The organism is Pseudomonas lini, assembly GCF_001042905.1.
Taxonomy (GTDB): domain Bacteria; phylum Pseudomonadota; class Gammaproteobacteria; order Pseudomonadales; family Pseudomonadaceae; genus Aquipseudomonas; species Aquipseudomonas lini.
In genome coordinates this window covers 82,136-103,272 of the sequence record NZ_JYLB01000010.1, presented here as the reverse complement: position 1 = coordinate 103,272, position 21,137 = coordinate 82,136, and the positions used below count along the sequence as shown (strand labels likewise).

Sequence of the window (21,137 nt, the reverse complement as noted above, 5' to 3'; positions counted from 1 at the left end):
GCGAGCAAGCCCGCTCCCACAGGGATTGCACCATAACTGACTGGCATGCTTGTCCATTCTGAAGCTGCTTGCCAGGCGTTGAATTCCGTTCAGGCGTCGAGGCCACCGACGTGTGCGCTCCTTTCGACCATCGCCACGATCGTTGCGAAAAGTTCGTCCTGTGCCTGCACTGGCGTGATCTCGCCAGTCGCGGCGGCATGGGACAGCGCCTCGGCTGCACCGAGCATTGCCCGAAGACTTGCTGGCGCGATATCACCCGTTCCGGCGAAAGGGAGGAGGGCGTTGCGGCATTTGTCCATGAAGATCGCTTCGTACTCGCGCTTGATTTTTTCCAGCTCGGGTGAGCTGGTCAACGCGGCGATCACGCCGGGTATCTCGCGGCCCTGAAGAAGGACGCAATCAACATAAGACGAGGCGATGACCATTGCTTTGCTGGCCAGGGTTGGTTCACTGGTTTGAAGCGCGGCGTCCATGAGCGCGGTCTGACGCGCGTCGAACTCCTGATAAAGCGCCGCCAGCAACCCGGGGCGGGTGGTGAAATGGTCGTAAACCACCGGTTTTGTCACCCCTGCCAGCTCGGCGAGCCGGCCAAGCGTCAACCCGTCCGTGCCGTCCTCTCGAACCAGCTGCCAGGCGACATCCAGCAACTGGCGCTGGCGCTCTTCCCGCGACATCCGACGGCGCGGTGTCGGGCTGGAATCCTGCTCAGGTGTTTCAGTGCTTGACATGCTTATATACCAAAAGTAGCTTACTGATCGTAACTTACCAAGAGTATATAAGGCTCGCTTCTAGCCCTCAATCACTCATTCCGTAGCAGGAGTTTTCGACATGCACGCACTCATTGTTGTAGCTCACCATGATGCCCAATCGCTCACCCATAGCCTCGCCAGGCATATTGCCGAAGGTGTATGCGCGGCTGATTCCGACCACTCTTTCGAAATCGCAGACCTCTGGGCGCAAGGGTTCGATCCGCGGTTCGGCGCGGCCGATCTCGCCGTCCATCACCGGGAAGCCCCACCCCCTGCCGATGTGGTCGCCGAGCAGGCCAGGATTGATCGCGCCGATGCGCTGGTGCTGGTTTATCCGGTTTATTGGTGGTCGATGCCAGCGCTGCTCAAAGGCTGGATCGATCGGGTGTTCGCCAATGGCTGGGCGTTCGATTTCAGTGCGGATGCCAAGTTGGAGAAGAAGCTTCGCCATCTGCGAGTTCACCTTGTCGGTGTCGGTGGCGCCGATGCGGGAACCTATGCGCGCCATGGTTATGCCGATGCCATGAAGACGCAGATTGACCATGGGATCTTCGATTATTGCGGTGCCTGCGTTGTAACGTCCGAGCTGCTGCTCGACTCGGAAATCCAGGCGCCGACGGTTCATCTGGAGGCTGCTCGGGTGATCGGTCGTGAGCTTTTCGGTGGATCCAGATGCAGCGACACGGCCCAGAATGTTCACCATTGCCGACCAGTCAGCGCTGATGCTTTTTGAAAGACAAAAAAAGAGCCTCGAGCTCTTTGATGGGGAGGAAGTAGAGCCAGAGGCTCAAGATGCGCATGAAACAAGTGGTGAGCTTATTGGGGTTCAGTTCACTCACCACCTACGCAACGGCTTAAACCTCCAACCGCCACGTATCAACATCGTAAGAAGCCGGGGGCTGGCACTCAAGTACCATTAGTCTAATCCCCCCGGCCAGCCTGGCTGCTGCTGAATCAACATCAAAAGATCGCAGCCTGCGGCAGCTCCTACAGAATGTGTGTTCGCCCGATATTTCACGGGTGTACGCGATTCCGTAGGAGCTGCCGAAGGCTGCGATCTTTTGATCTTTTGATCGTCAATTAGCCTTGTCTGAACACCAACGCCTTCAACCCGCACTCAACATCGGCATCGGGAAACTCCGGCGGATTTTCCAGCCGTTGCTCAAACCGCAAGCTCGGCGCTTCGCGGGTGACGCCGTCGATGAGAAAGTCCGCACCAAAAGCCGGATCGTTCATGCAGGCCAGTACCGTGCCCTGAGGGCTGAGCAATTCCGGCAGGCGGCGCAGTACGCGCTGGTAATCCTTGGTCAGCAGAAAACTGCCTTTCTGAAAGGACGGCGGGTCGATGATCACCAGATCGTAAGGACCATTGTTGATGACCTTGCCCCATGACTTGAACAGGTCATGGCCGAGAAAACTCACCTTGCTCAAGTCATGCCCATTGAGCCGATGATTGTCGCGGCCACGGCTCAGGGCCGAGCGAGCCATGTCCAGATTGACCACATGCGTAGCGCCTCCCGCAATGGCGGCCACCGAAAACCCGCAGGTATAGGCGAACAGGTTCAACACCCGCTTGCCATCAGCATTGGCCCGCACCCAATCACGGCCGTAGCGCATGTCGAGGAACAGGCCGGTGTTCTGTTTGCGGCCCAGGTCCACGCGATAATGCAGGCCGCCCTCGGTGATCGTCATCTCTTCGATCGGCTCCCCGAGCAGCCATTCGGTGGTGCTTTCCTGCAGGTATCGATGTTGCAGCAGCAAGGTATGCGCGCCGGATTTCGCCCATGCTGGCGATTGCGTGATCGCCATCAGCCGCTGCTTCAAATCGTCCAGTTGCGACGCTTGCGGTTCCTTGAACACGCAGACCAGCACCACGCCCTGCAGCCAGTCGACCGTCAATTGCTCCAGCCCCGGCCAGCAGCGGCCACGGCCGTGGAACAGCCGACGGGTTTCTGCGGGCGCAGCCGCAAGTGCAGTCAGCAAATGGTCGTGGAGGACGGAGAGGGCATCTGGGTTCATCGGGCAAGGTCGGCCATGCATGGGGGGGCGGCATTTTAACCACAATTATGCGCTGACAAACTGTCGTATTTGTCAGCCTGGACGGAGAATGTCCACGTCAGGTGTATCAAAAATGAATTTTCCACGAAGTCCGCTGCTCATACGTGTAGGTGGCGGATTTGAGCCCGCGCAAATCATTTACGTAATCAGGGAGTGGCACAGTCATGGGTCCAGTATCGACGGCGGGCGCGCACTTGTCTGACGGATTGATTCTTGTGGTTGAGGATGACCCGTTGATCCTGGAGTTTCTGTGCGAAATTCTTCAGGAGGAAGGCTTTGCGGTTGAACCACAGGTCAGCGCGGACGCCGCGTCGCAGTATCTGGAGCAGCACGCGCCGGAGGTGGGACTGTTGCTGACGGACATCACCATGCCGGGCAAGCTCAATGGCGCAGACCTGGCCAATCAGTTCGGCGACCGTTGGCCGGACAAACCGATCATGATCATGTCGGGCTTCGAAACCCCGAAAAGCTCCGGGGTCAAGCATCGGGTTGCGTTCATCAAGAAACCTTGGGCGGTGGGACAGCTGCTCGATTGTGTGCAAAACGCCTTGCATTCGAACCGGAGCCTGTAGGAGCTGCCGAAGGCTGCGATCTTTTGATCTTGCTTTAAAAAACGAAGATCAAAAGATCGCAGCCTTCGGCAGCTCCTACAAGGGTGATGTACATTGGCTGACAACATTCGCCTGGTTCTGGAAATCGCCCTTTGTCAGTTCAAGCATCCGTGTTCAACACCTCGTACCGCGCCTTCCTGTTCGATATGGACGGAACTGTCCTCAATTCCATCGCTGCCGCCGAGCGGATCTGGACCATCTGGGCCCTGCACCACGGCGTCGATGTCGACACCTTCCTGCCGACCATCCACGGCGTTCGCGCCATCGATACCATCAACCGTCTGGCCTTGCCCGGGGTGGACGCTGAAGCTGAAGCCGCGTGGATCACCGAGGCGGAAATCGAGGATGTGGAAGGGATTGTCGAAGTATCCGGCGCGGCGAGTTTCCTCAAGTCGTTGCCTGCCAACCAATGGGCCATCGTCACCTCCGCGCCACGGGCACTGGCCCTGCGCCGAATGGCGGCGGCAGGCATTCCCGAACCAGGCGTGATGATCACCGCCGAAGACGTCAGCGCCGGCAAACCCGACCCTGCGGGTTATCGGCTGGCCGCTCGTCGGTTAGGGGTCGCGCCCAACGAGTGCCTGATCTTCGAAGACGCCGCCGTGGGGATTCTCGCCGGTGAAGCGGCGGGTGGGCACGTCATGGTTATCACTGCGACCCACGTTCATCCGCTCCAGACCCCGCATGCCACTTTGGCCTGTTATGACACGGTCGAGGTACGAGTGGATCTCCACAGCCAAATCAGCCTGCACACACTTTAATGTGGGAGCGGGCTTGCTCGCGAAGGCGGTTCATCATTCAACATTGATGTCGACTGATACACCGCCTTCGCGAGCAAGCCCGCTCCCATAGTAGATTTGTGGTGGGTTCAGTAAATTCCGGGAATCAACCGCCATCATCAGGGTTGCCAGCGCATCGCCAGACGATAGCCGCGGGGCTGGGTGAACTAAGCTTGGATAAGGCTAATTCGATCTATTCACTCCCGACTCGTTGAACATCTCGATGAGCCGAGGGCGTCACAAGGAGCACACGATGCTTCACATCAGAACGCCCCTGATTCTGCATCCGGGTCTGTCGACCCCGGCCCGGCGGATCTGGCTCAAGCTGGAAAACCTGCAACCCAGCGGCTCGTTCAAACTGCGCGGCATGGGCCTGCTGTGCAGTCAGGCAGCGGAGCAGGGTAAGCGCAAAGTGGTTTGTCCTTCCGGTGGTAACGCCGGGTTGGCCACCGCCGTGGCCGCGGCCAGCCTTGGGCTGAAAGCCTGCATCGTGGTGCCGAACACCACACCGGAAACCACTCGCGCCAGGATCAGGAAAACCGGTGCCGAGGTGATCGTCCACGGCAAGGTCTGGGACGAAGCCAATCAACGGGCGAAAGAGCTCGCAAAGGGTGCGAACACCGAATATGTGCCAGCCTTCGATCATCCGGTGTTGTGGGAAGGGCACAGCACGATGGTCGATGAAATTCTCGAGGACTGTCCTCAGGTCGATGTGTTGGTGACGTCGGTGGGTGGCGGAGGGTTGCTGGCGGGCCTGCTCACTGGATTGATCCGTCATCAGCGCATGGATTGTCGGATCGTTGCTTGTGAAACCCAGGGCGCGGCGTCTTTCGCGGCCGCCATCAGTGCCGGCCACCCGGTCAGATTGCCGCGCATCGATACCGTCGCCACGTCACTCGGGGCGGCGCAAGTGGCGGCCTGGCCGGTGCAGCACATTCTCGACTTTGCCCACGAATGCGTGGTGCTCAGCGATGATGAGGCGATCATGGGCGTGGTTCGTTACGCCAACGACCTGCGCCAGTTGGTCGAGCCGGCGTGCGGCGTTTCATTGGCGGTGGCATACCTGGACCATCCGGCGATTGCCGAGGCCCATGATGTGGTGATTGTGGTGTGCGGCGGTGTCAGCATCAACGCGCAATTGGTCGCCGGCTGGGCGCGCCTGTCCGCTGGGACGCAAGCAACCTAGGGCCCGAACACTATCCGGTGTTGCGAGCCCCACGGCTGACTTTTTCAGGTTTCAGCGACCGACTGGACCTTACTGAGCGAGGATCGCTCTGGCCAGCTCCTCGTCGCTAGCCTTGAGGTCGGGATGATTTTGTCGAATCTCCTTCAACACCGACTCCAGGTAAACGCCGCGAATCGTACCGCCACTCGCCACGAAGCTAGAAGCGTCATCCCGTGCGGGAATCACGATTTTGTCATCCTTGAACGTCGAGTACAGCGATGCGGAGACACCGGCCGAGGTGGCGACATCTTTTGCATCCACATCGGCCATGGCCGAACCAACGGGCAAACAAAGCACTAGTGAAGATATGAGCAACAGACGGCGCATGACGGCGTCCTCCAAAAGCGTAAAGGAAGTAACACATAATTTAGGATGCCTGGCAGCACTCAGGAGTTCCCTGCCGATTCGATATATGCACAGGCGACCGCTCAGAACCGTACGGTAGCCCCAGTGGTCAGCCACTGATCACGCTGGCCCGTGAGGTCGTGACCCATCACCAGATCGACATCGACCCGCTCGCCGATGTGCAAACGCGGCCCGGCCTGCCAGGCCTGTTCGCCCCCTTGCTGGCCATAGCGTTCGGCGACCAGGGTCAAGGACCTGGCGAGGTCATACTCGACGCCGGTGCCCCAGGTCCAGCGATGGTTTTGCTCGCCGTCGTCGCAGGCAGCAGGTCAGCCGTTTAATCCGTAATGCGATCCGGAGCAGCTGCCGAGCTCGCGAGGCTGCGTTCGGCAGCTGCTATAAGGAATGCGTCGCGGCTGAAGTTGTTTTTGATGGGTTCTCCTTCACCAGATCGATGTTCTCGACCGAGCGCTCACCGGCACGTTCGAGCAGCGGATACGCCAGCGCGGCGATGTGGTGATGCATACGCCGGTAATCACGCAGCACCCGTTGGAAAATATCGCCGGATTCAGCCCAGGTACTTTTGTCTTCCTGCAACTGGCGAAAATGCTCGCGGCTGGCTTCTGCTTCGAGCCTTCTGACAGTCTCTTTGCGTTGGATCAATTGGTGCGCGGTGGCGATGTCTTCGCGCAGGAACACGGTGATCGCCAGGCTCAAACTTTCCAGCAATGCGTCGTGCAGCGGGGCGATGTTGCCCAGTTCGAAGGCCGAGAACTGTTCACCCCGGCGCAAACGGCGCATGGCCAGCTGTGCGAGGCTGCTGGAAAGAATGTCCGCGGCATGTTCGAGGTTGATCACGAACGTGAGGATTTCCTGGGAGCGATCGGCATCGCTGTCACTGATGCCTTCCTTGCCGATGTCGGCCAGATAAGCCCGAATCGCCGCGCTGAGCAGGTCCAGGGATTGATCGATGCGCCGCACTTCATCGGCGCAGGCCGGTAGCGATGTGTGGAGCAGATGCAACATCCGGCCGAGCATGGCCGAGAGCATGTCGGCCATGCGCAACGCTTCGCGGGCGGCATTCGACAAGCCGATGTCGGCCACTTCCAGACCGGCCTCATCCAGGTAGTGCGGCATGCCAGGGTCGACATCCCGCTCAGGCGCCGGCAGCCATCGGGTGAGGGCATTGGCGAGCACGTCGGTCAGGCCGATGAACACCAACCCCAGCAGCAGATTGAAACCGGTGTGCAGGCACACCACCAGCGTCGAAGGCGCGAGCGGTGTCTGAGCGAGCAGCCCGGCAAACGGCAAGACCACCACGGCACCGACCGCCCGCACCAGCAGATTGCCCAGCGGCAGGCGTCGGCCGACACTTGAACCGGCATTGATGACCGAAGGCAGCGCACCGCCAATGTTCACCCCCAATACCAGCGCGACAATCGTGCTGGCCGAGAGCATGCCGGTGGGGGCCAACGAGACGATCAGCAGCACCACGGCCACGCTGGAGTGGCAGAGCCAGGTGAGGATCAGCGCCACCAGCAGTGCAATCAGCAGGTCGCCATCGAGGCTCTGCATGATGAGCTGGAAGATTGGCGTGCCTTCGACTTCCGCCAGCGTCGAACCGAGCATGTGCAGGGCCAGCAGCATCAGCCCCAGGCCGATCAACGCGCAACCGACGCTTTCGTAGCGGGAGTCATCACGCAGCCGAAAGATGATCAGACCCACCAGCAAAACAATGGGTGTGAGCATCGACACATCGGCGCTGAGCAGTTGCACCACCAGGGTCGAACCGATGTTGGCGCCGAGCATCACCGCCAGTGCTGGCGCCAGTCCCAGTGTCCCGGCGGCGGTGAACGAAGTCGCCATCAGGCTGACGGCGGTGCTGCTTTGCAGGACGCCAGTGATGCCGATGCCGGACAGCAAAGCCATCCAGCGGTTATTCAGGTTGTGGCCCAGCCACTGACGCAATGGCGTGCCGAAGCCGCGCAACAGCGCCGAAGAAATCATATGAGTGCCCCATAGCAACAGGGCGATGGAGCCAGCGAGGTTGATCAGTAGAGTAGTTCCCGACATGAGGACTCTCCCTTTTCACGTACTGCATTTATTGACGGCCCGAGAGCCGGAGGGATGGTGCGGTAAACACGAAACCTGTGGGAGCGGGCTTGCTCGCGAAAGCGGTGTGTCAGGCGCCATCGATGCCGACTGACACTCCCTCTTCGCGAGCAAGCCCGCTCCCACAGGGATTGCGGTGTTCAAGTCATTTGGGTTTGCTCCCTCGCTTCGGGGGCTTACACCATCAGAACCATTGCTTGAAGCGACGGATGTAGAGGGTCTTCATGACCTGCGCGAACACGCAGTAGCTGAGCAACGTGCCGACCAGCCATGGAAAGTACGCCCACGGCAGCGGTTGCAGACCGACCAGCGTGCCCAGTGGCGAGAACGGAATGTAGATGCCCAGCACCATCACCAGCCCGGTCATCAGGATCACCGGCAACGCCGCGGTGCTTTGGAAAAACGGGATTTTCTGCGTGCGCAACATGTGCACCACGAGGGTCTGGGACAGCAGCCCTTCAATGAACCAGCCGGACTGGAACAGGCCCTGCATTTCCACGCTGTTGGCGGCGAACACGTACCACATCAGGGCGAAGGTAGTGATATCGAAGACCGACGAGGTCGGCCCGATCCACAGCATGAAACGGCCGATATTCTTCGCATCCCACTTGCGCGGCTTGCGCAGGAATTCCTTGTCCATCTTGTCCCACGGCAGCGCCAGCTGAGAGATGTCGTACATGAGGTTTTGCAGCAGCAGGTGGATCGACAGCATCGGCAGGAACGGAATGAACGCACTGGCCACCAGCACCGAGAACACGTTGCCGAAGTTGGAGCTGGCGGTCATGTTCAGGTACTTCATGATATTGCCGAAAGTTTCGCGGCCCTTGAGCACACCTTCTTCGAGCACCATCAGGCTCTTTTCCAGGAGGATGATGTCGGCCGATTCCTTGGCGATGTCGGTGCCGCTGTCCACCGAAATACCGACGTCGGCATCGCGCAGGGCAGGGGCGTCGTTGATGCCGTCACCGAGGAAACCCACGGTGTGACCGTTGGCCTGCAACGCCTTGAGCACCCGGGATTTCTGCAACGGCGTCAGCTTGGCGAACACCGTGCGTTCCTCGACCCGTGCCTTGAGGGTGGCTTCGTCCATCTTCTCGATGTCTTGCCCGAGCAGCGGCATGCCGGGTTCCAGGCCGACTTCGCGGCAGATCTTGCAGGTCACCACGGCGTTGTCACCGGTCAGCACCTTGACGGTCACGCCCATGTCGCGCAGCGCGGCAATCGCCGGGCCGGCGGTTTCCTTCGGTGGATCGAGGAAGGTCAGGAAACCGCGAATCACCAGTTCGCGTTCGTCAGTGGTTGCGTACTGGTTTTTCGTCTGTGCCTTCGGGATCTCGCGGGTAGCGACCAACAGCACTCGGAAGCCGTCCTGGTTGTACTCGTTGGCCAGGGCCAGCAGCGCCTGGCGACGTTGATCATTCAACGCCACGACAGTGCCGTTTTCATGGAGGTGGCTGGCGATGGTCAGCATTTCCTCGACCGCGCCTTTGCACACCATCAGGTGATCGTCGCGGCTGTCCTTGACGATGATCGACAGGCGCCGACGCACGAAGTCGAACGGCAGTTCATCGACCTTGCTGTAGGCGAACGGCACGCGGAATGTTGGATTGCGATTGGCGAACTGCACCACGGCCTGATCCATCAAATTTTTCAGTCCGCTCTGGTGATGGCTGTTGAGCCAGGCCAGCTCCAGCAGCGAATCGTCGCGTTGGCCATTGATGTCGACGTGGTGCTCAAGAATGATCTTGTCCTGCGTCAGGGTGCCGGTCTTGTCGGTGCACAGCACGTCCATCGAACCGAAGTTCTGGATCGCGTTGAGGCGCTTGACCACCACTTTGCGCTTGGCCATGGCCATGGCGCCTTTGGCCAGGTTGGCGCTGACGATCATCGGCAGCATTTCCGGAGTCAGGCCGACCGCCACTGCCAGCGCAAACAGGAACGCATCGCTCCAGTCACCTTTGGAGAAGCCGTTGAGCAGGAACACAATCGGCACCATGACCAGCATGAAGCGGATCAGCAACCAGCTGACGCTGTTCACCCCACGGTCGAACGCGGTTTGCACCCGTGAGCCGACAATGGCTTTGGCCAGTGAGCCGAAGTAGGTGCGCGAACCGGTAGCGACCACCACCGCTTTGGCGGTGCCGCTGACCACGTTGGTGCCCATGAAGCAGATGTTCTGTAGGTCGAGCAGGTTGGACTGGTCGGCTGCACTGCTGGTGGCCGATTTTTGTGCCACGTCCCCCAGCGTGTCGTACTTCTCGACCGGCAAGGCTTCGCCAGTCAGCACGGCCTGGCTGATGAACAGGTCGCGGGATTCGATCAGGCGGATGTCCGCCGGGATCATGTCGCCAGCGCTGAGCTGCACGATATCGCCGGTCACCAGTTCGCGCATCGGCACTTCGCGCAGCACCGGCGGGCGGCCCTTTTGTGGGCGACGCAGGACGGTGGCAGTGGTGCGCACCATGGCCTTGAGGGTTTCGGTGGACTTGGCCGAGCGGTATTCCTGCCAGAATCGCAACAGGCTGCTCAGGCTGACCATGGTCATGATAATGATGACCTTGGTCAGGTCGGCGTCGTCGCCTTCACCCTGGCTGATCGGCAGCCAGTAGTCGGTGAAGAAGCTGATACCGGCCAGGGTCAGGAGCACATAGATGAAGGGATTGTTCAGGGCTTTGAGCAGTTGGATGAGGGCGTGAGGCGGCTTGTCGTGGGCGACTTCGTTGTGGCCACCACGCACCAAACGGCCTTCGGCTTCGAGTTCAGTCAAGCCGTCAGCGGTGGCGTTGAGGTTGGTGAGGGTTACGGCCAGGCCGTTTTGCGCTTCCCGGGCGGCACGCATCGACAGCTTGGCGTTGTCGCTGGAGGCGCCCCGGGTGGTTTTTTTTGCGGTTTTTACAAGGGTCATTGCTGTGCTCCTGCCGCAGGCTTGCGGCACGACACACAGGTACTCAGCTAATCAAAGACGAGCGCACATATGTCGAGCCGTAAATAAGCGATCGAGTCGGATGATTGTGTTTTGATGTTTTAACGTTCGCTGTCCATCAACTAATAAGTGATAGGCAGCGAACCGACTACTGGCTTCGTCCATAAATTAATTCCGATAAAGTTGTTTTTGACAGGCAATAAGAAGTTGTCGGATTTCGTTTAAGAAAACCGTTAGGGAAGGACTTTGAAAGTGCCTTCAAATCAATTGAGAGTGCGTGCCCCGACGTACAGGCCGAGCATCAGGCTCGCCTGCTGGAAGAGGCGCGCGATGCGCCGACTCGGTGGGTCCTGGCTTTCGTCGAAGCTCCAGCGTTGCTGAAGCCGGCCCGTCGTCGGGCAGACGCGCCAGTTGGCACGAGGTTGTGCCTTGGCGTGGGCAGAAGGGGCGGAAAACGGGGCGCTGGGCCGAGTCGTCAACAGACGCTCACGGCAAAGCTTGACCCGCATGGTCGATGCAAAGGCGCGTACGCCTGGCATTACAGTGGTTTTGAAGTTCATAACATGCCTCTGGGCCGGACTGATTCCGGTGAGGCAAGTTACGGTGGAGCCTCAGGCTCTAGCGCAGCTCACCCGACCGAAAAGTCGAGTCCCGTCATTGTCTGGGTTATGTGCCAGATCCTGCCTATCTGCAGTCATCCGACAGCAACTAGATACTGTGTCCATTGAATTCTTTTGTGAGTTGATGAAAGGCCGTTGTTATCGGCCCGGGCAATTTACTGAGCGAGGGGGGTGAAGTCAATCGTAAAAGTGCACTTAATGGCCGGTTAAACGGGGTTTGGTTATTGAAGTGTGTAGTGGTTCAGCTAAATGACAGTTAATTGCCGTTTTGATGGCTGTTGGATGGTATGTAGGAGCTGCCGAAGGCTGCGATCTTTTGATCTTTGGCATTTCAGCGGCCGCCGAAGATCAAAAGATCGCAGGCTTCGCCAGCTCCTACATGGACCGTATGTAACCCGTGACGAGATCTTCGTGGTCATGCTGGCGATAATCTCCAGCGTGGTCGATTATCGGTGGCAGGACAGGCTTGAATGTGTGGAGGGCAGGTGAGCGTCGATATCGAATGCGTGGTGGTCGGGGCTGGTGTGGTCGGGCTGGCGGTGGCCAGGGCGCTGGCTCGGGCCGGGCGAGAAGTGATTCTGGTCGAGGCGGGCGAGGGGATTGGCGTGGGCATCAGTTCGCGCAACTCGGAAGTGATCCACGCTGGCATCTATTACCCGAGCGGCAGTCTCAAGGCGCAATTGTGCGTGGAGGGCAGGCAACGGTTGTACGCCTTCTGCGATGAACGCGGCGTCGATTACCGGCGTATCGGCAAGCTGATCGTGGCCACCGATGAACGTCAGCGCCATGCCTTGCAAGCATTGCTGGAGCAGGGCCGGCGCAACGGCGTCGATGACCTGCAATGGCTGGATGCCGGGCAGGCGCGGGCGCTTGAACCTGCGTTGTCTTGCGTTGCCGCGCTCTGGTCGCCGTCCACCGGCATCGTCGATTCCCATGCCCTGATGCTGGCGCTTCAGGCAGATGCTGAAGCGTGCGGTACTTCGATAGTCTTTCACACGCCATTGGAATGGGCCCGTTGCACCGGGCACGGTTTCGAGCTGCACATGGGCGGGGCCCAGCCGATGACGTTGAGCTGTCGGCAGTTGATCAACTGCGCGGGATTGTCCGCGCCTGAAGTGGCGAACCGGATCGAAGGCTTGCCAGCGCAGCACGTTCCCAAGGCCTGGCTGTGCAAGGGCAGTTACTTCAGTTTCAGCGGTCCGGCGCCGTTCCGGCATCTGGTTTACCCGGCACCGGAAAGCGCCGGGCTGGGTGTGCACATGACCCTGGACCTGGGCGGTCAGGCGCGTTTCGGGCCGGATATCGAATGGGTCGAGCACGTTGATTACCGCGTCGATTCGCGCCGTAGCGAAGGTTTCTATCAGGCGATCCGGCGTTACTGGCCTGCGTTGCCTGATGACAGCCTGCAACCGGCCTACAGCGGCATTCGCCCGAAGATCAGCGGACCGAGCGAGCCGGCTGCCGACTTCATCATCAGCGGCCCGGATGTGCATAGCGTGCCGGGGTTGGTCAACCTGTTCGGCATCGAATCTCCGGGGCTGACCAGTTGCCTGGCGCTGGCCGAGCGGGTGGTGCAGCGTCTGATCCTGGTTTAATTCTCGACGAGATCCTGTAGCCGCAGATCACAATGTGGGAGCGGGCTTGCTCGCGAATACGGACTGCCAGTCGACAATGATGTTACCTGACACACCGCTTTCGCGAGCAAGCCCGCTCCCACATGGCACCAGCGGCTACAAGGTCGCGTATGGCGTGACCGATGATCAACGGGGGACTATTCTTGCCAATGCGCCCATCGATATGGGAGACCTCTGATGATCAACGTACGCACTGCCCGCATGCTCGCCGATTACAGGCGCTGGGCCGATCAGCGACTCTTCGACAGCCTCATGGCGCTGCCACCGGAAGAGCTCAACCGCAAACGGGTGTCGGTGTTCAGCAACATCATCGGCACCTTGAACCACATCTACGTGGTGGACTGCATCTGGCAAGCCCACCTGGAAGGCCGAGGGCACGACTTCAAAACCTCCCATGACCTGCTTCATACCGAACTCCCCGAGCTGCGAATGGCGCAACAGGAGATAGATCAATGGTTCTGTGGATGGACCTCGGCGCAGACCGACGATTCACTGGATCAACCCATCGAATTCACCTCCGTCTCGGGCGAAAGCGGGGTCATGAGCGCCGGCGCGATGCTGTTGCATGTGGTCAACCACGCCAGTTATCACCGAGGCTGGGTGGTCCAGATGTACGTCGAGATTCCGGCCCTGCCGCCGATCACTGATCTGCCGGTTTTTCTGCGCGAGGTTCCGGGGTATTGAGTCATCGCTGACTTAAGCAAATCCCTGTGGGAGCGGGCTTGCTCGCGAATGCGGACTGCCAGTCGACGATGATGTTGTCTGACACACCGCTTTCGCGAGCAAGCCCGCTCCCACATTGGATCTTCTTTGTGATGGAGATTGTGTCAGGCCTGAGGCATCAAACTCTGCCGACAATCAAGCACCAACAGCGCACCACCCAGCTCGCTGCTGCCGACTTCCAGCGTAAACCCGTGCAGGCTGACAATCGCCGCGACGATCGACAATCCCAGCCCGAAACCGCTTTGCGGGTTACCGCCCTCGGCGCGATAGAAGCGCTGAAACACCGCCTCACGTTCGGCCAGCGCTATGCCGGGGCCGGAGTCGAGTACTTCGATTCGTGTATGCCCAGCGTCATTCACTCCACGTAAAATCACCTTCCCACCCGGCGGTGTGAATTTGATCGAGTTGCTCAGCAAATTCGCCACGGCTTCGAACAGCAGCGCCCGGTCGCCATTGAGTTGGGGCAGGGACTCGGGCAGTTGCAGTTCAAAAGTCAGTTCGCCTTCTTCCGCCAGCGGCAGATAAAAGTCATGCAACTCTTGCAGCAACGGCACCGGGTCCAGTTGCACGAAGCCCGAACGGCGCTGGCGATCCTCCAGCTCGGAAATCCGCAGCAAGCCGCGAAAACGCGCCATCAAGGTATCGGCTTCGCCGAGCACCGAATCCAGTTGCACGGCCAGCGTCGAACCGTCATCGGCCTGCTGCTGAATCCGGTACAGCTGCGCCCGCAGGCGCGTCAGCGGTGTGCGCAGGTCATGGGCGATGTTGTCGCACACGCCCTTGACCTCGTTCATCAAGCGCTCGATGCGTTCGAGCATGGCGTTGACGATGGCGGCGAGCATGTCCAGCTCGTCACGGCGGTTGGACAGCGGCAGGCGTCGGGTCAGGTCACCGGCGACGATGGCTTCGGCGCTGGCCTGAATCGCCCGGATCCGCCGCAGCGGGCGCCGTCTCAATAGGTGCCAGCCGGCGATGCCAGGCAGAATGGTCAGCGACACGCCCCACAGCAGCGCGCGCAGGATGATCCGGGTCACCGCAAACAACGAACCATTGTCTCGCACCAGTACCAGCCAGCGTCCGTCCAGGGTCCGGGTCGCTACGGCATCGCAGCTGTCGGTGGGCAGGGTCGGGTCGTCGGCGTCGACGCAGTCGCTGAGGATGTGAATCTTGCCGTCCAGCGGCAGGCCTTGAGGGATCTGGCGCAAGGGGCCGCTGAGGTAGCGCTGCTGGTCATCGAACAGGCCATAGGCATCGATGCCGCGAATGTCGAACGTCACACTGGCGGCGAGGGCGTCCTCCAGTTGCTCGCCCGAAAAGCGTGAAAACAGATGCTGACGTTGCATCAATGAATGCTTGGCCAGGGTGTCCAGGTAGCTGGACACTTCGTAGTACATGACCCCCATGAGAATCCCGCTCCAGGCCACGAACAGCGAACTGTAGAGCGCCAGCAAGCGGCTGCTGGAGGAGCGCCAGCCTTTAGAGGGGTTCAGCAATGACATAACCCGAGCCTCGCACCGTCCGAATCAGTGGGACTTTGCCTGGCGGGTCGATCTTTTTGCGCAGACGGCCGATGTGCACGTCGATCAGGTTGGTGCCGGGATCGAAGTGATAACCCCAGACCTCTTCGAAAATCATCATCCGCGACAGAATCTGCCCGGTGTTGCGCATCAGAAATTCCAGCAGCTTGTATTCGGTGGGCAACAGCGTCAGCAACTGGCTGTCGCGGCTGGCCTCGTGGCTGATCAGGTTCAGCTCCAGATCGGCCACGCGCAATGTGGTGGCCTGGGCGGTCACGGTGTTTTGCCGGCGCAGCAAGACTTCGACCCGGGCGGCCATTTCATCGGTGGCGAACGGTTTGGTCAGGTAATCGTCGCCGCCGGCGCGCAAGCCGCGAACCCGTTCATCGACATCGGAGAGGGCGCTGATCATCAGGATCGGCGTGGCCACGCCCATGGTGCGCAGGGTGGTGACAATCGCCAGACCATCGAGCTCCGGCAGCATGCGGTCGAGGGTGATCAGGTCGTAGTCGCCGCTGACCGCGCGCGCAAGACCTTCACGGCCATTGTCGACCCAATCCACGTCGAGGCCGTGGCTACTCAGTTCGGCGACGATTTCCCGGGCGGTCACAGCGTCGTCTTCGATGGTCAAGATGCGGGTCATAAGGGCTTGCCTGGTTAGGTGTTCAAGACGTTGCACGGCATTTTGCCAAGAAATGATCGATGGTTTTCTAAATAAAATTTCATGCAGGCATCGTTTTGATCAATGCATAAAACCCGCCGATATTACTGACTCCTTGCAAACTGCATGACCCTGAGAAGTTCATTGTTTTCAACGCATTGAAATAGAACGATTTATCCAAGTGCCGCGACTGGCACGTTGACTGCAATTGCTCGTTTGACGAGTTGTAACACCTGCCTGGAGCACTACAACAATGAACAGATCCTCTGATGGTTTTTATCCTGTCGCAGATGAGTTCAGCACGCTCTCGGGCGTGTCCTGGGCCGCTATCTTCGCCGGGGCCGCGGCGGCTGCGGCGTTGTCGCTGATCCTCGTACTGCTTGGGTTTGGCCTGGGTTTCTCGGCGGTTTCGCCGTGGGCCCATGAAGGCGTCAGCGCCAAAAGCCTGGGTATCTCGACGATTGTCTGGCTGGCCTTTACCCAGATCGTGGCGTCCGGGCTCGGCGGCTACATCGCCGGTCGCCTGCGGGTGAGGTGGGCCTACATGCACGGCGATGAGGTCTACTTCCGTGACACGGCCCATGGCTTCCTGGCCTGGTGTATCGCGACGCTGGTGACCGCGACCCTGGTGGTCGGCTCGGTCAGCAACATTGTCAGCGGCGGCGTGCAGGCCGGGGCCACGGTCGCCGGCGGTGCCGCCAGCGCCATGACCCAGGCTGCCGGCAGTGCGGTCGGCAATACCGACAGTGATCCGTACGGTTACTTCATCGACAGCCTGTTTCGCGATGATCGGCCAGTCGCCGTCAGCGAGGACGCCGTCAATGGCACCGTCACCCGGATCTTCGCGCGCAGTTTGCGTAACGACGGTCAGTTGGCGCCCGAAGATCGGACCTACCTGGCTCAACTGGTCGCCCAGCGGACCAACCTCACTCAAGCGGATGCCGAGCGTCGTGTCGATGAAGTCTATGCCCGCACCCAAAAAGCCGCCGCCGACGCCAAACTGACCGCGCAGCAAGCGGCCGACACCGCAGCCAAAGTCGCAGCCTTGACCGCGTTGTGGATGTTTGTCGCGCTGCTGGCTGGGGCATTTTTTGCCAGCCTCGCCGCGATCTTCGGTGGTCGTCGTCGGGATGCCGTGGAGTACCTGGAAACCGATGCCTACGTGACCACCACAACCACGACGCTGCCACCTGTTCGTTAATCCAGGAGAACCATCATGCGCTCAATATTGCTGTTCTTTCTCGGCGTACCGATCCCGATCATCATTCTGATTGCCTTGCTGACGTGACCTCTTCGAGGCACTTGCCTGCGCCGCTTCTATCTCAGATAGAAGCGGCGTTTTGCTTTTCGGATGCCCAAGCAGCGAGAATCGCCCCAGCGGGAGCACATCTGCTCCCACTTTTAATGTTGTGTTGCCTGGCAGGAGAAATACCGTGGACAAAAAGGAAAGCAAACGGCAACTGGTGGCGATGCTCGAAAGCGGGCGTTCGAAGACCGAAATTTTCAAGACGCTGTCCGGCGGCGAGGTCAAGGATCGGGTGCTGGCGTACTGGATCGGTGCCTATGCGGACCCTGCGCTGTGTCAGCGGCACTCCGGCAAGATCAAGACCTTACTTTTTCTGACGATTGCTCAAGCGTTGCTCGGTGCAGTCTTCGGGTTCTTCCTCGGCTCGATGATCGGGCCAGGTGCCGCCGTATTTTTCACCCTGTTTGCCGCAGGGGTGCCGCTGCTGTTCGTTTGGGGCTTTTACAGGAACGTTGCGCAGGCCTACACCATTTACGTGATCCTGTCCCTGAGCCAGTTTCCGCGCATGTTCCAGGGGTTTGAGGAAGATCCGTTGCTGACGCTCATTGGTGCCGCAATCACCTTGGGCATGGTGTTTTTCGTCGCTTACCTCAAAACGCTGTTGTTCCCGGACCTGGGCTTCCTGGGCTCGAAGAAGGTCAAAGGGCACTACGTTTTTTCCAGCTGAAGATTGGTGCGAGCGCGGCAGCTTTTACTGGCCTGGATCAATATTTCGTTCGGGGGTATGCCTTACCGTGAACAATCCAGGCCCTTGCCGCGACATCGATTAGTACCCGAGCAGGCCCCCTCGTTTTTGTATCTCATCGGGCCACCGCAAGTGTAAGTGCAGCATGGAGCTGGCAACCCTTACCTGAACTTTTCAAGGATGGACGTCGCAATGCAACGCCAAGACAGAACCTTCGATATCCAGCCGCTGGTGCAGGCGGACATGACTGTGCGCATCAATGGCCAAACCGTCAGTGCCGCCATTGGCGAAACCGTCCTGACGGTCATTCAATCACTGGGCATTCGCCAAGTGGCCCGTAACGATCACGATCATGTCAGCGGTGCCTATTGCGGCATGGGTGTGTGCCAATGCTGCCTGGTGAAAATCAATGGCCGACACAAACGTCGTGCCTGCCAGACGATCGTGCGTGAGGGCATGGATGTCGAAACCCGAGTCAACCGCATCACCGGGCAGGAGGTGTTATGAGCCTGCGTCCGGTGATCGTCGGCGGCGGGCCGGCGGGTATGGCGGCGGCCATTGAACTGGCCCGGCACGGGGTGCGGTGTACCTTGCTTGAAGAAGCCTCACGGCTCGGCGGCGTGGTCTATCGCGGTCCGTTGCGCGATGGCGTCCAGCTGGATTATTTGGGGCCGCGTTATTCGGAAGCGCTGGCCAAGCTGCATGGAGATTTCCGGGAGCAGTCGGGCTTGATCGACGTGCGCCTGAACCATCGCGTGGTGGGGGCCGAAGGCACTCGCGCACTGGTGGCGCTGGACGCCGATGAACGCTTGCAGGAGATCGAGTATTCGCAGTTGCTGCTGGCTGCCGGGTGCCATGAACGCAGCGTGCCATTTCCCGGCTGGACCTTGCCCGGCGTGATTCTGTTGGGTGGTCTGCAACTGCAAATCAAGAGCGGCGTCGTTAAACCGCAGGGGCCGGTGCTGATCGCGGGCACCGGTCCGTTGTTGCCGCTGGTGGCCTGCCAGCTGCACACGTCCGGGGTGAGCGTCGCCGGGGTTTACGAAGCGTGTGCGTTCGGCAAGATCGCTCGGGAAAGTCTCGCACTGTTGAACAAACCGCAGCTGTTTCTCGATGGTTTGAGCATGCTCGCGTACCTGAAACTGCACGGCATCCCCATGCACTATGGCTGGGGCGTGGTCGAGGTACAGGGCGAGGGCGAGTTGAGTTCGGTGACCGTCGCGCCGTACTCCAGCACTTGGGAGCCGGACCTGAGTCGCGCCGAGCAGGTTGCCGCGCAGACCCTGGCGGTCGGTTACGGCTTCATTCCACGCACCCAACTCAGCCAGCAAATGGGCCTGGATCACGGTTTTAGCGACGACGGCTATTTGCGGGCCAGCGCCAATGTCTGGCAGCAAAGCAGCGAACCCCATGTGCACCTGGCCGGTGACATGGGCGGGATTCGGGGGGGCGAGGCGGCCATGCTCGCGGGACGGATCGCGGCAGTGTCGATCCTGCTGCAACGCGATGTGCTGGACTCGGAACTGGCGCTTGTCCGGCGCGACCGTTACCTGTCGAAACTCAAGTCCATCGTGCGCTTTCGTGCCGCCGTCGACCGCTACACCGAACGCGGCGCCGGGCAGACCGCATTGCCGGCCGCCGACACGGTGATCTGCCGCTGTGAACACGCGACTCGCGCCGACATCGATCGGGCGCTGGAGCAGGGCGTGCAAGACCTGGCCAGCCTGAAGATGCGCACCCGTGTGAGCATGGGCGATTGCCAGGGGCGCATGTGCGTGTGTTATTGCACCGACCGTTTGCGCGAAGCCACTGGCCGGCAGGATGTGGGTTGGTTGCGACCGCGTTTCCCCGTCGACCCGATTCCTTTTTCCGCGTTCCAGTCTGTCGGCACGGAGGCCGCAAGCCATGAGTAAGTTCTATGACGTGGTCATCGCCGGCGGCGGTGTGATCGGGGCGTCCTGCGCCTATCAATTGTCCAAGCGCAAACACCTGAAAGTCGCGCTGATCGACGCCAAGCGTCCGGGCAACGCGACCCGGGCTTCGGCCGGCGGCCTGTGGGCGATCGGCGAGTCGGTGGGGCTGGGTTGCGGGGTGATTTTCTTTCGCATGATGTCGGCCAACCGCAAGCGCGAAGCCCAGGGCGCGGCCGTGGCGGTGGATTCCAGCACGCCGCACATCCTGCCGCAGTCGTTCTTCGACTTCGCCTTGCAGTCCAACGCGATGTACCCGGACTTGCATCGGGAGTTGCAGGAGAATCACGGGATGGATTTCAAGTTCGAGAAGACCGGATTGAAATTCGTGATTTATGACGATGAAGACCGGCTCTACGCCGAGCATATCGTCGCTTGCATTCCGCACCTGGCGGATCAGGTGCGTTGGCTCGATCAAGCGGCACTGCGCGAAGCCGAACCGAGTGTCAGCCATGAGGCGAGGGGCGCGCTGGAGTTCCTCTGCGACCATCAGGTCAGCCCGTTCCGCCTGGCCGATGCCTACACCGAAGGTGCGCGGCAGAACGGTGTGGATCTGTATTTCAACACCAACGTCACCGGCGTGTTGCACTACGGCTCGCGGGTCAGCGGCGTGCAGACCGACCGGGCTGGCGTGTTCCGTTGCGATACGTTGATCAACGCTGCCGGTGCCTGGGCCGCCGACCTCAGCGAGCAGGCCACCGGCATTCGCATTCCGGTGAACCCGGTGAAGGGCCAGATCCTGCTGACCGAGCGCATGCCGAAGATCCTGCGCGGTTGCCTGACCACCAGCGACTGCTACGTGGCGCAGAAAGACAACGGCGAAATCCTGATTGGCAGCACCACCGAAGACAAGGGTTTCGACGTGACCACCACCTACCCGGAAATCAGCGGCCTGGTGCAAGGCGCGCTGCGTTGCATTCCGGCGCTGGCGGACATCAACCTGAAACGCTGCTGGGCCGGGTTGCGTCCAGGCTCACCGGACGAACTGCCGATTCTCGGGCCGATGAAAGGGGTGGAGGGTTACCTGAATGCCTGCGGACATTTCCGCACCGGCATCCTGACATCGGCAATCACTGGGGTGTTGCTGGATAAACTGGTGAACAACGAGCCGTTGCCGCTGGACATCACACCGTTTCTGGCGGATCGGTTTGCAGGGAAGGCGGAGGTTGGATCGAAGGGAATGGAAATGGCCTGAGGACGCCATCGCGGGCAAGCCCGC

General features: G+C 60.2%; 19 protein-coding genes and 1 pseudogene. 11 read left to right on the top strand and 9 right to left on the bottom strand.

Translation table 11 applies throughout. The features are described from left to right. Positions 1 to 89: 89 nt before the first annotated feature. Positions 90 to 728, bottom strand: a complete 639-nt coding sequence (locus tag TU81_RS25110) for a TetR/AcrR family transcriptional regulator (protein ID WP_048397086.1) — start codon at positions 726 to 728, stop codon at positions 90 to 92. 100 nt (positions 729 to 828) lie between these two features. Between TU81_RS25110 and TU81_RS25105 the strand changes: the two genes are divergently transcribed. Further along, positions 829 to 1,482, top strand: coding sequence for an NAD(P)H-dependent oxidoreductase (locus tag TU81_RS25105; protein WP_038982635.1), 654 nt, complete (start codon positions 829 to 831; stop codon positions 1,480 to 1,482). A 347-nt stretch (positions 1,483 to 1,829) separates the two neighbouring features. Here TU81_RS25105 and TU81_RS25100 read toward each other — a convergent pair whose 3' ends face one another. Continuing rightward, complete coding sequence (locus TU81_RS25100; RefSeq protein WP_048397084.1) at positions 1,830 to 2,768, bottom strand: class I SAM-dependent methyltransferase; 939 nt, start codon at positions 2,766 to 2,768, stop codon at positions 1,830 to 1,832. A 203-nt stretch (positions 2,769 to 2,971) separates the two neighbouring features. Between TU81_RS25100 and TU81_RS25095 the strand changes: the two genes are divergently transcribed. From TU81_RS25095 to TU81_RS25085, 3 genes are all read left to right on the top strand, one after another. Beyond that, positions 2,972 to 3,379 (top strand): response regulator, encoded by a 408-nt coding sequence (locus tag TU81_RS25095; RefSeq protein ID WP_048397082.1) that lies wholly within the window; start codon positions 2,972 to 2,974, stop codon positions 3,377 to 3,379. Between the two features lie 131 nt (positions 3,380 to 3,510). Continuing rightward, positions 3,511 to 4,179 (top strand): HAD-IA family hydrolase, encoded by a 669-nt coding sequence (locus TU81_RS25090; protein ID WP_038982632.1) that lies wholly within the window; start codon positions 3,511 to 3,513, stop codon positions 4,177 to 4,179. Positions 4,180 to 4,450: 271 nt separating this feature from the next. Then, positions 4,451 to 5,383, top strand: a complete 933-nt coding sequence (locus TU81_RS25085) for a pyridoxal-phosphate dependent enzyme (RefSeq protein ID WP_038982631.1) — start codon at positions 4,451 to 4,453, stop codon at positions 5,381 to 5,383. A 69-nt stretch (positions 5,384 to 5,452) separates the two neighbouring features. Here the strand turns inward: TU81_RS25085 and TU81_RS25080 are convergent, their stop codons facing one another. The 5 genes and pseudogenes from TU81_RS25080 to TU81_RS25065 form a co-directional block, all read right to left on the bottom strand. Beyond that, a complete protein-coding gene (locus TU81_RS25080) occupies positions 5,453 to 5,749 on the bottom strand; it encodes a DUF2388 domain-containing protein (protein ID WP_038982630.1) in 297 nt (98 codons plus the stop codon). 101 nt (positions 5,750 to 5,850) lie between these two features. Beyond that, a pseudogene (locus TU81_RS29865) lies at positions 5,851 to 6,090 on the bottom strand (hypothetical protein); the annotation flags it as partial. 73 nt (positions 6,091 to 6,163) lie between these two features. Next, on the bottom strand, positions 6,164 to 7,840 hold the full coding sequence (locus TU81_RS25075; RefSeq protein WP_048397080.1) for a Na/Pi cotransporter family protein: 1,677 nt from the start codon (positions 7,838 to 7,840) through the stop codon (positions 6,164 to 6,166). Positions 7,841 to 8,063: 223 nt separating this feature from the next. Beyond that, the gene (mgtA, locus tag TU81_RS25070) at positions 8,064 to 10,784 is read right to left on the bottom strand and encodes a magnesium-translocating P-type ATPase (protein WP_038982628.1); all 2,721 of its coding nucleotides are present in this window, start codon (positions 10,782 to 10,784) and stop codon (positions 8,064 to 8,066) included. 281 nt (positions 10,785 to 11,065) lie between these two features. After that, positions 11,066 to 11,362 (bottom strand): hypothetical protein, encoded by a 297-nt coding sequence (locus TU81_RS25065; RefSeq protein ID WP_038982627.1) that lies wholly within the window; start codon positions 11,360 to 11,362, stop codon positions 11,066 to 11,068. Between the two features lie 545 nt (positions 11,363 to 11,907). Here TU81_RS25065 and TU81_RS25060 point away from each other — a divergent pair. Next, complete coding sequence (locus tag TU81_RS25060; RefSeq protein ID WP_048397274.1) at positions 11,908 to 13,017, top strand: NAD(P)/FAD-dependent oxidoreductase; 1,110 nt, start codon at positions 11,908 to 11,910, stop codon at positions 13,015 to 13,017. Positions 13,018 to 13,233: 216 nt separating this feature from the next. Next, positions 13,234 to 13,740 (top strand): DinB family protein, encoded by a 507-nt coding sequence (locus TU81_RS25055; RefSeq protein WP_038982626.1) that lies wholly within the window; start codon positions 13,234 to 13,236, stop codon positions 13,738 to 13,740. 143 nt (positions 13,741 to 13,883) lie between these two features. On the opposite strand, the gene TU81_RS25050 is transcribed toward TU81_RS25055, so the two are convergent. Then, complete coding sequence (locus TU81_RS25050) at positions 13,884 to 15,278, bottom strand: sensor histidine kinase (RefSeq protein WP_038982625.1); 1,395 nt, start codon at positions 15,276 to 15,278, stop codon at positions 13,884 to 13,886. Next, positions 15,256 to 15,939 carry a response regulator transcription factor gene (locus TU81_RS25045; RefSeq protein ID WP_048397077.1) on the bottom strand — a complete coding sequence of 228 codons (684 nt, stop codon included), beginning with the start codon at positions 15,937 to 15,939 and terminating at the stop codon, positions 15,256 to 15,258. Before TU81_RS25045 ends, TU81_RS25050 begins: the two co-directional genes overlap by 23 nt. A gap of 271 nt (positions 15,940 to 16,210) precedes the next feature. Between TU81_RS25045 and TU81_RS25040 the strand changes: the two genes are divergently transcribed. From TU81_RS25040 to hcnC, 5 genes are all read left to right on the top strand, one after another. After that, positions 16,211 to 17,158 (top strand): hypothetical protein, encoded by a 948-nt coding sequence (locus tag TU81_RS25040; protein WP_038982623.1) that lies wholly within the window; start codon positions 16,211 to 16,213, stop codon positions 17,156 to 17,158. A gap of 232 nt (positions 17,159 to 17,390) precedes the next feature. Next, entirely contained in the window at positions 17,391 to 17,930 is a 540-nt protein-coding gene (locus tag TU81_RS25035; protein WP_038982622.1) for a hypothetical protein, read from the top strand. A gap of 210 nt (positions 17,931 to 18,140) precedes the next feature. Beyond that, positions 18,141 to 18,455, top strand: coding sequence for a (2Fe-2S)-binding protein (locus TU81_RS25030; RefSeq protein ID WP_048397075.1), 315 nt, complete (start codon positions 18,141 to 18,143; stop codon positions 18,453 to 18,455). After that, positions 18,452 to 19,861 carry a cyanide-forming glycine dehydrogenase subunit HcnB gene (gene hcnB, locus TU81_RS25025; RefSeq protein ID WP_048397073.1) on the top strand — a complete coding sequence of 470 codons (1,410 nt, stop codon included), beginning with the start codon at positions 18,452 to 18,454 and terminating at the stop codon, positions 19,859 to 19,861. The genes TU81_RS25030 and hcnB overlap by 4 nt, the downstream gene beginning before the upstream one ends. Further along, positions 19,854 to 21,113 (top strand): cyanide-forming glycine dehydrogenase subunit HcnC, encoded by a 1,260-nt coding sequence (gene hcnC / locus TU81_RS25020; RefSeq protein ID WP_038982620.1) that lies wholly within the window; start codon positions 19,854 to 19,856, stop codon positions 21,111 to 21,113. The genes hcnB and hcnC overlap by 8 nt, the downstream gene beginning before the upstream one ends. Positions 21,114 to 21,137: the final 24 nt, after the last annotated feature.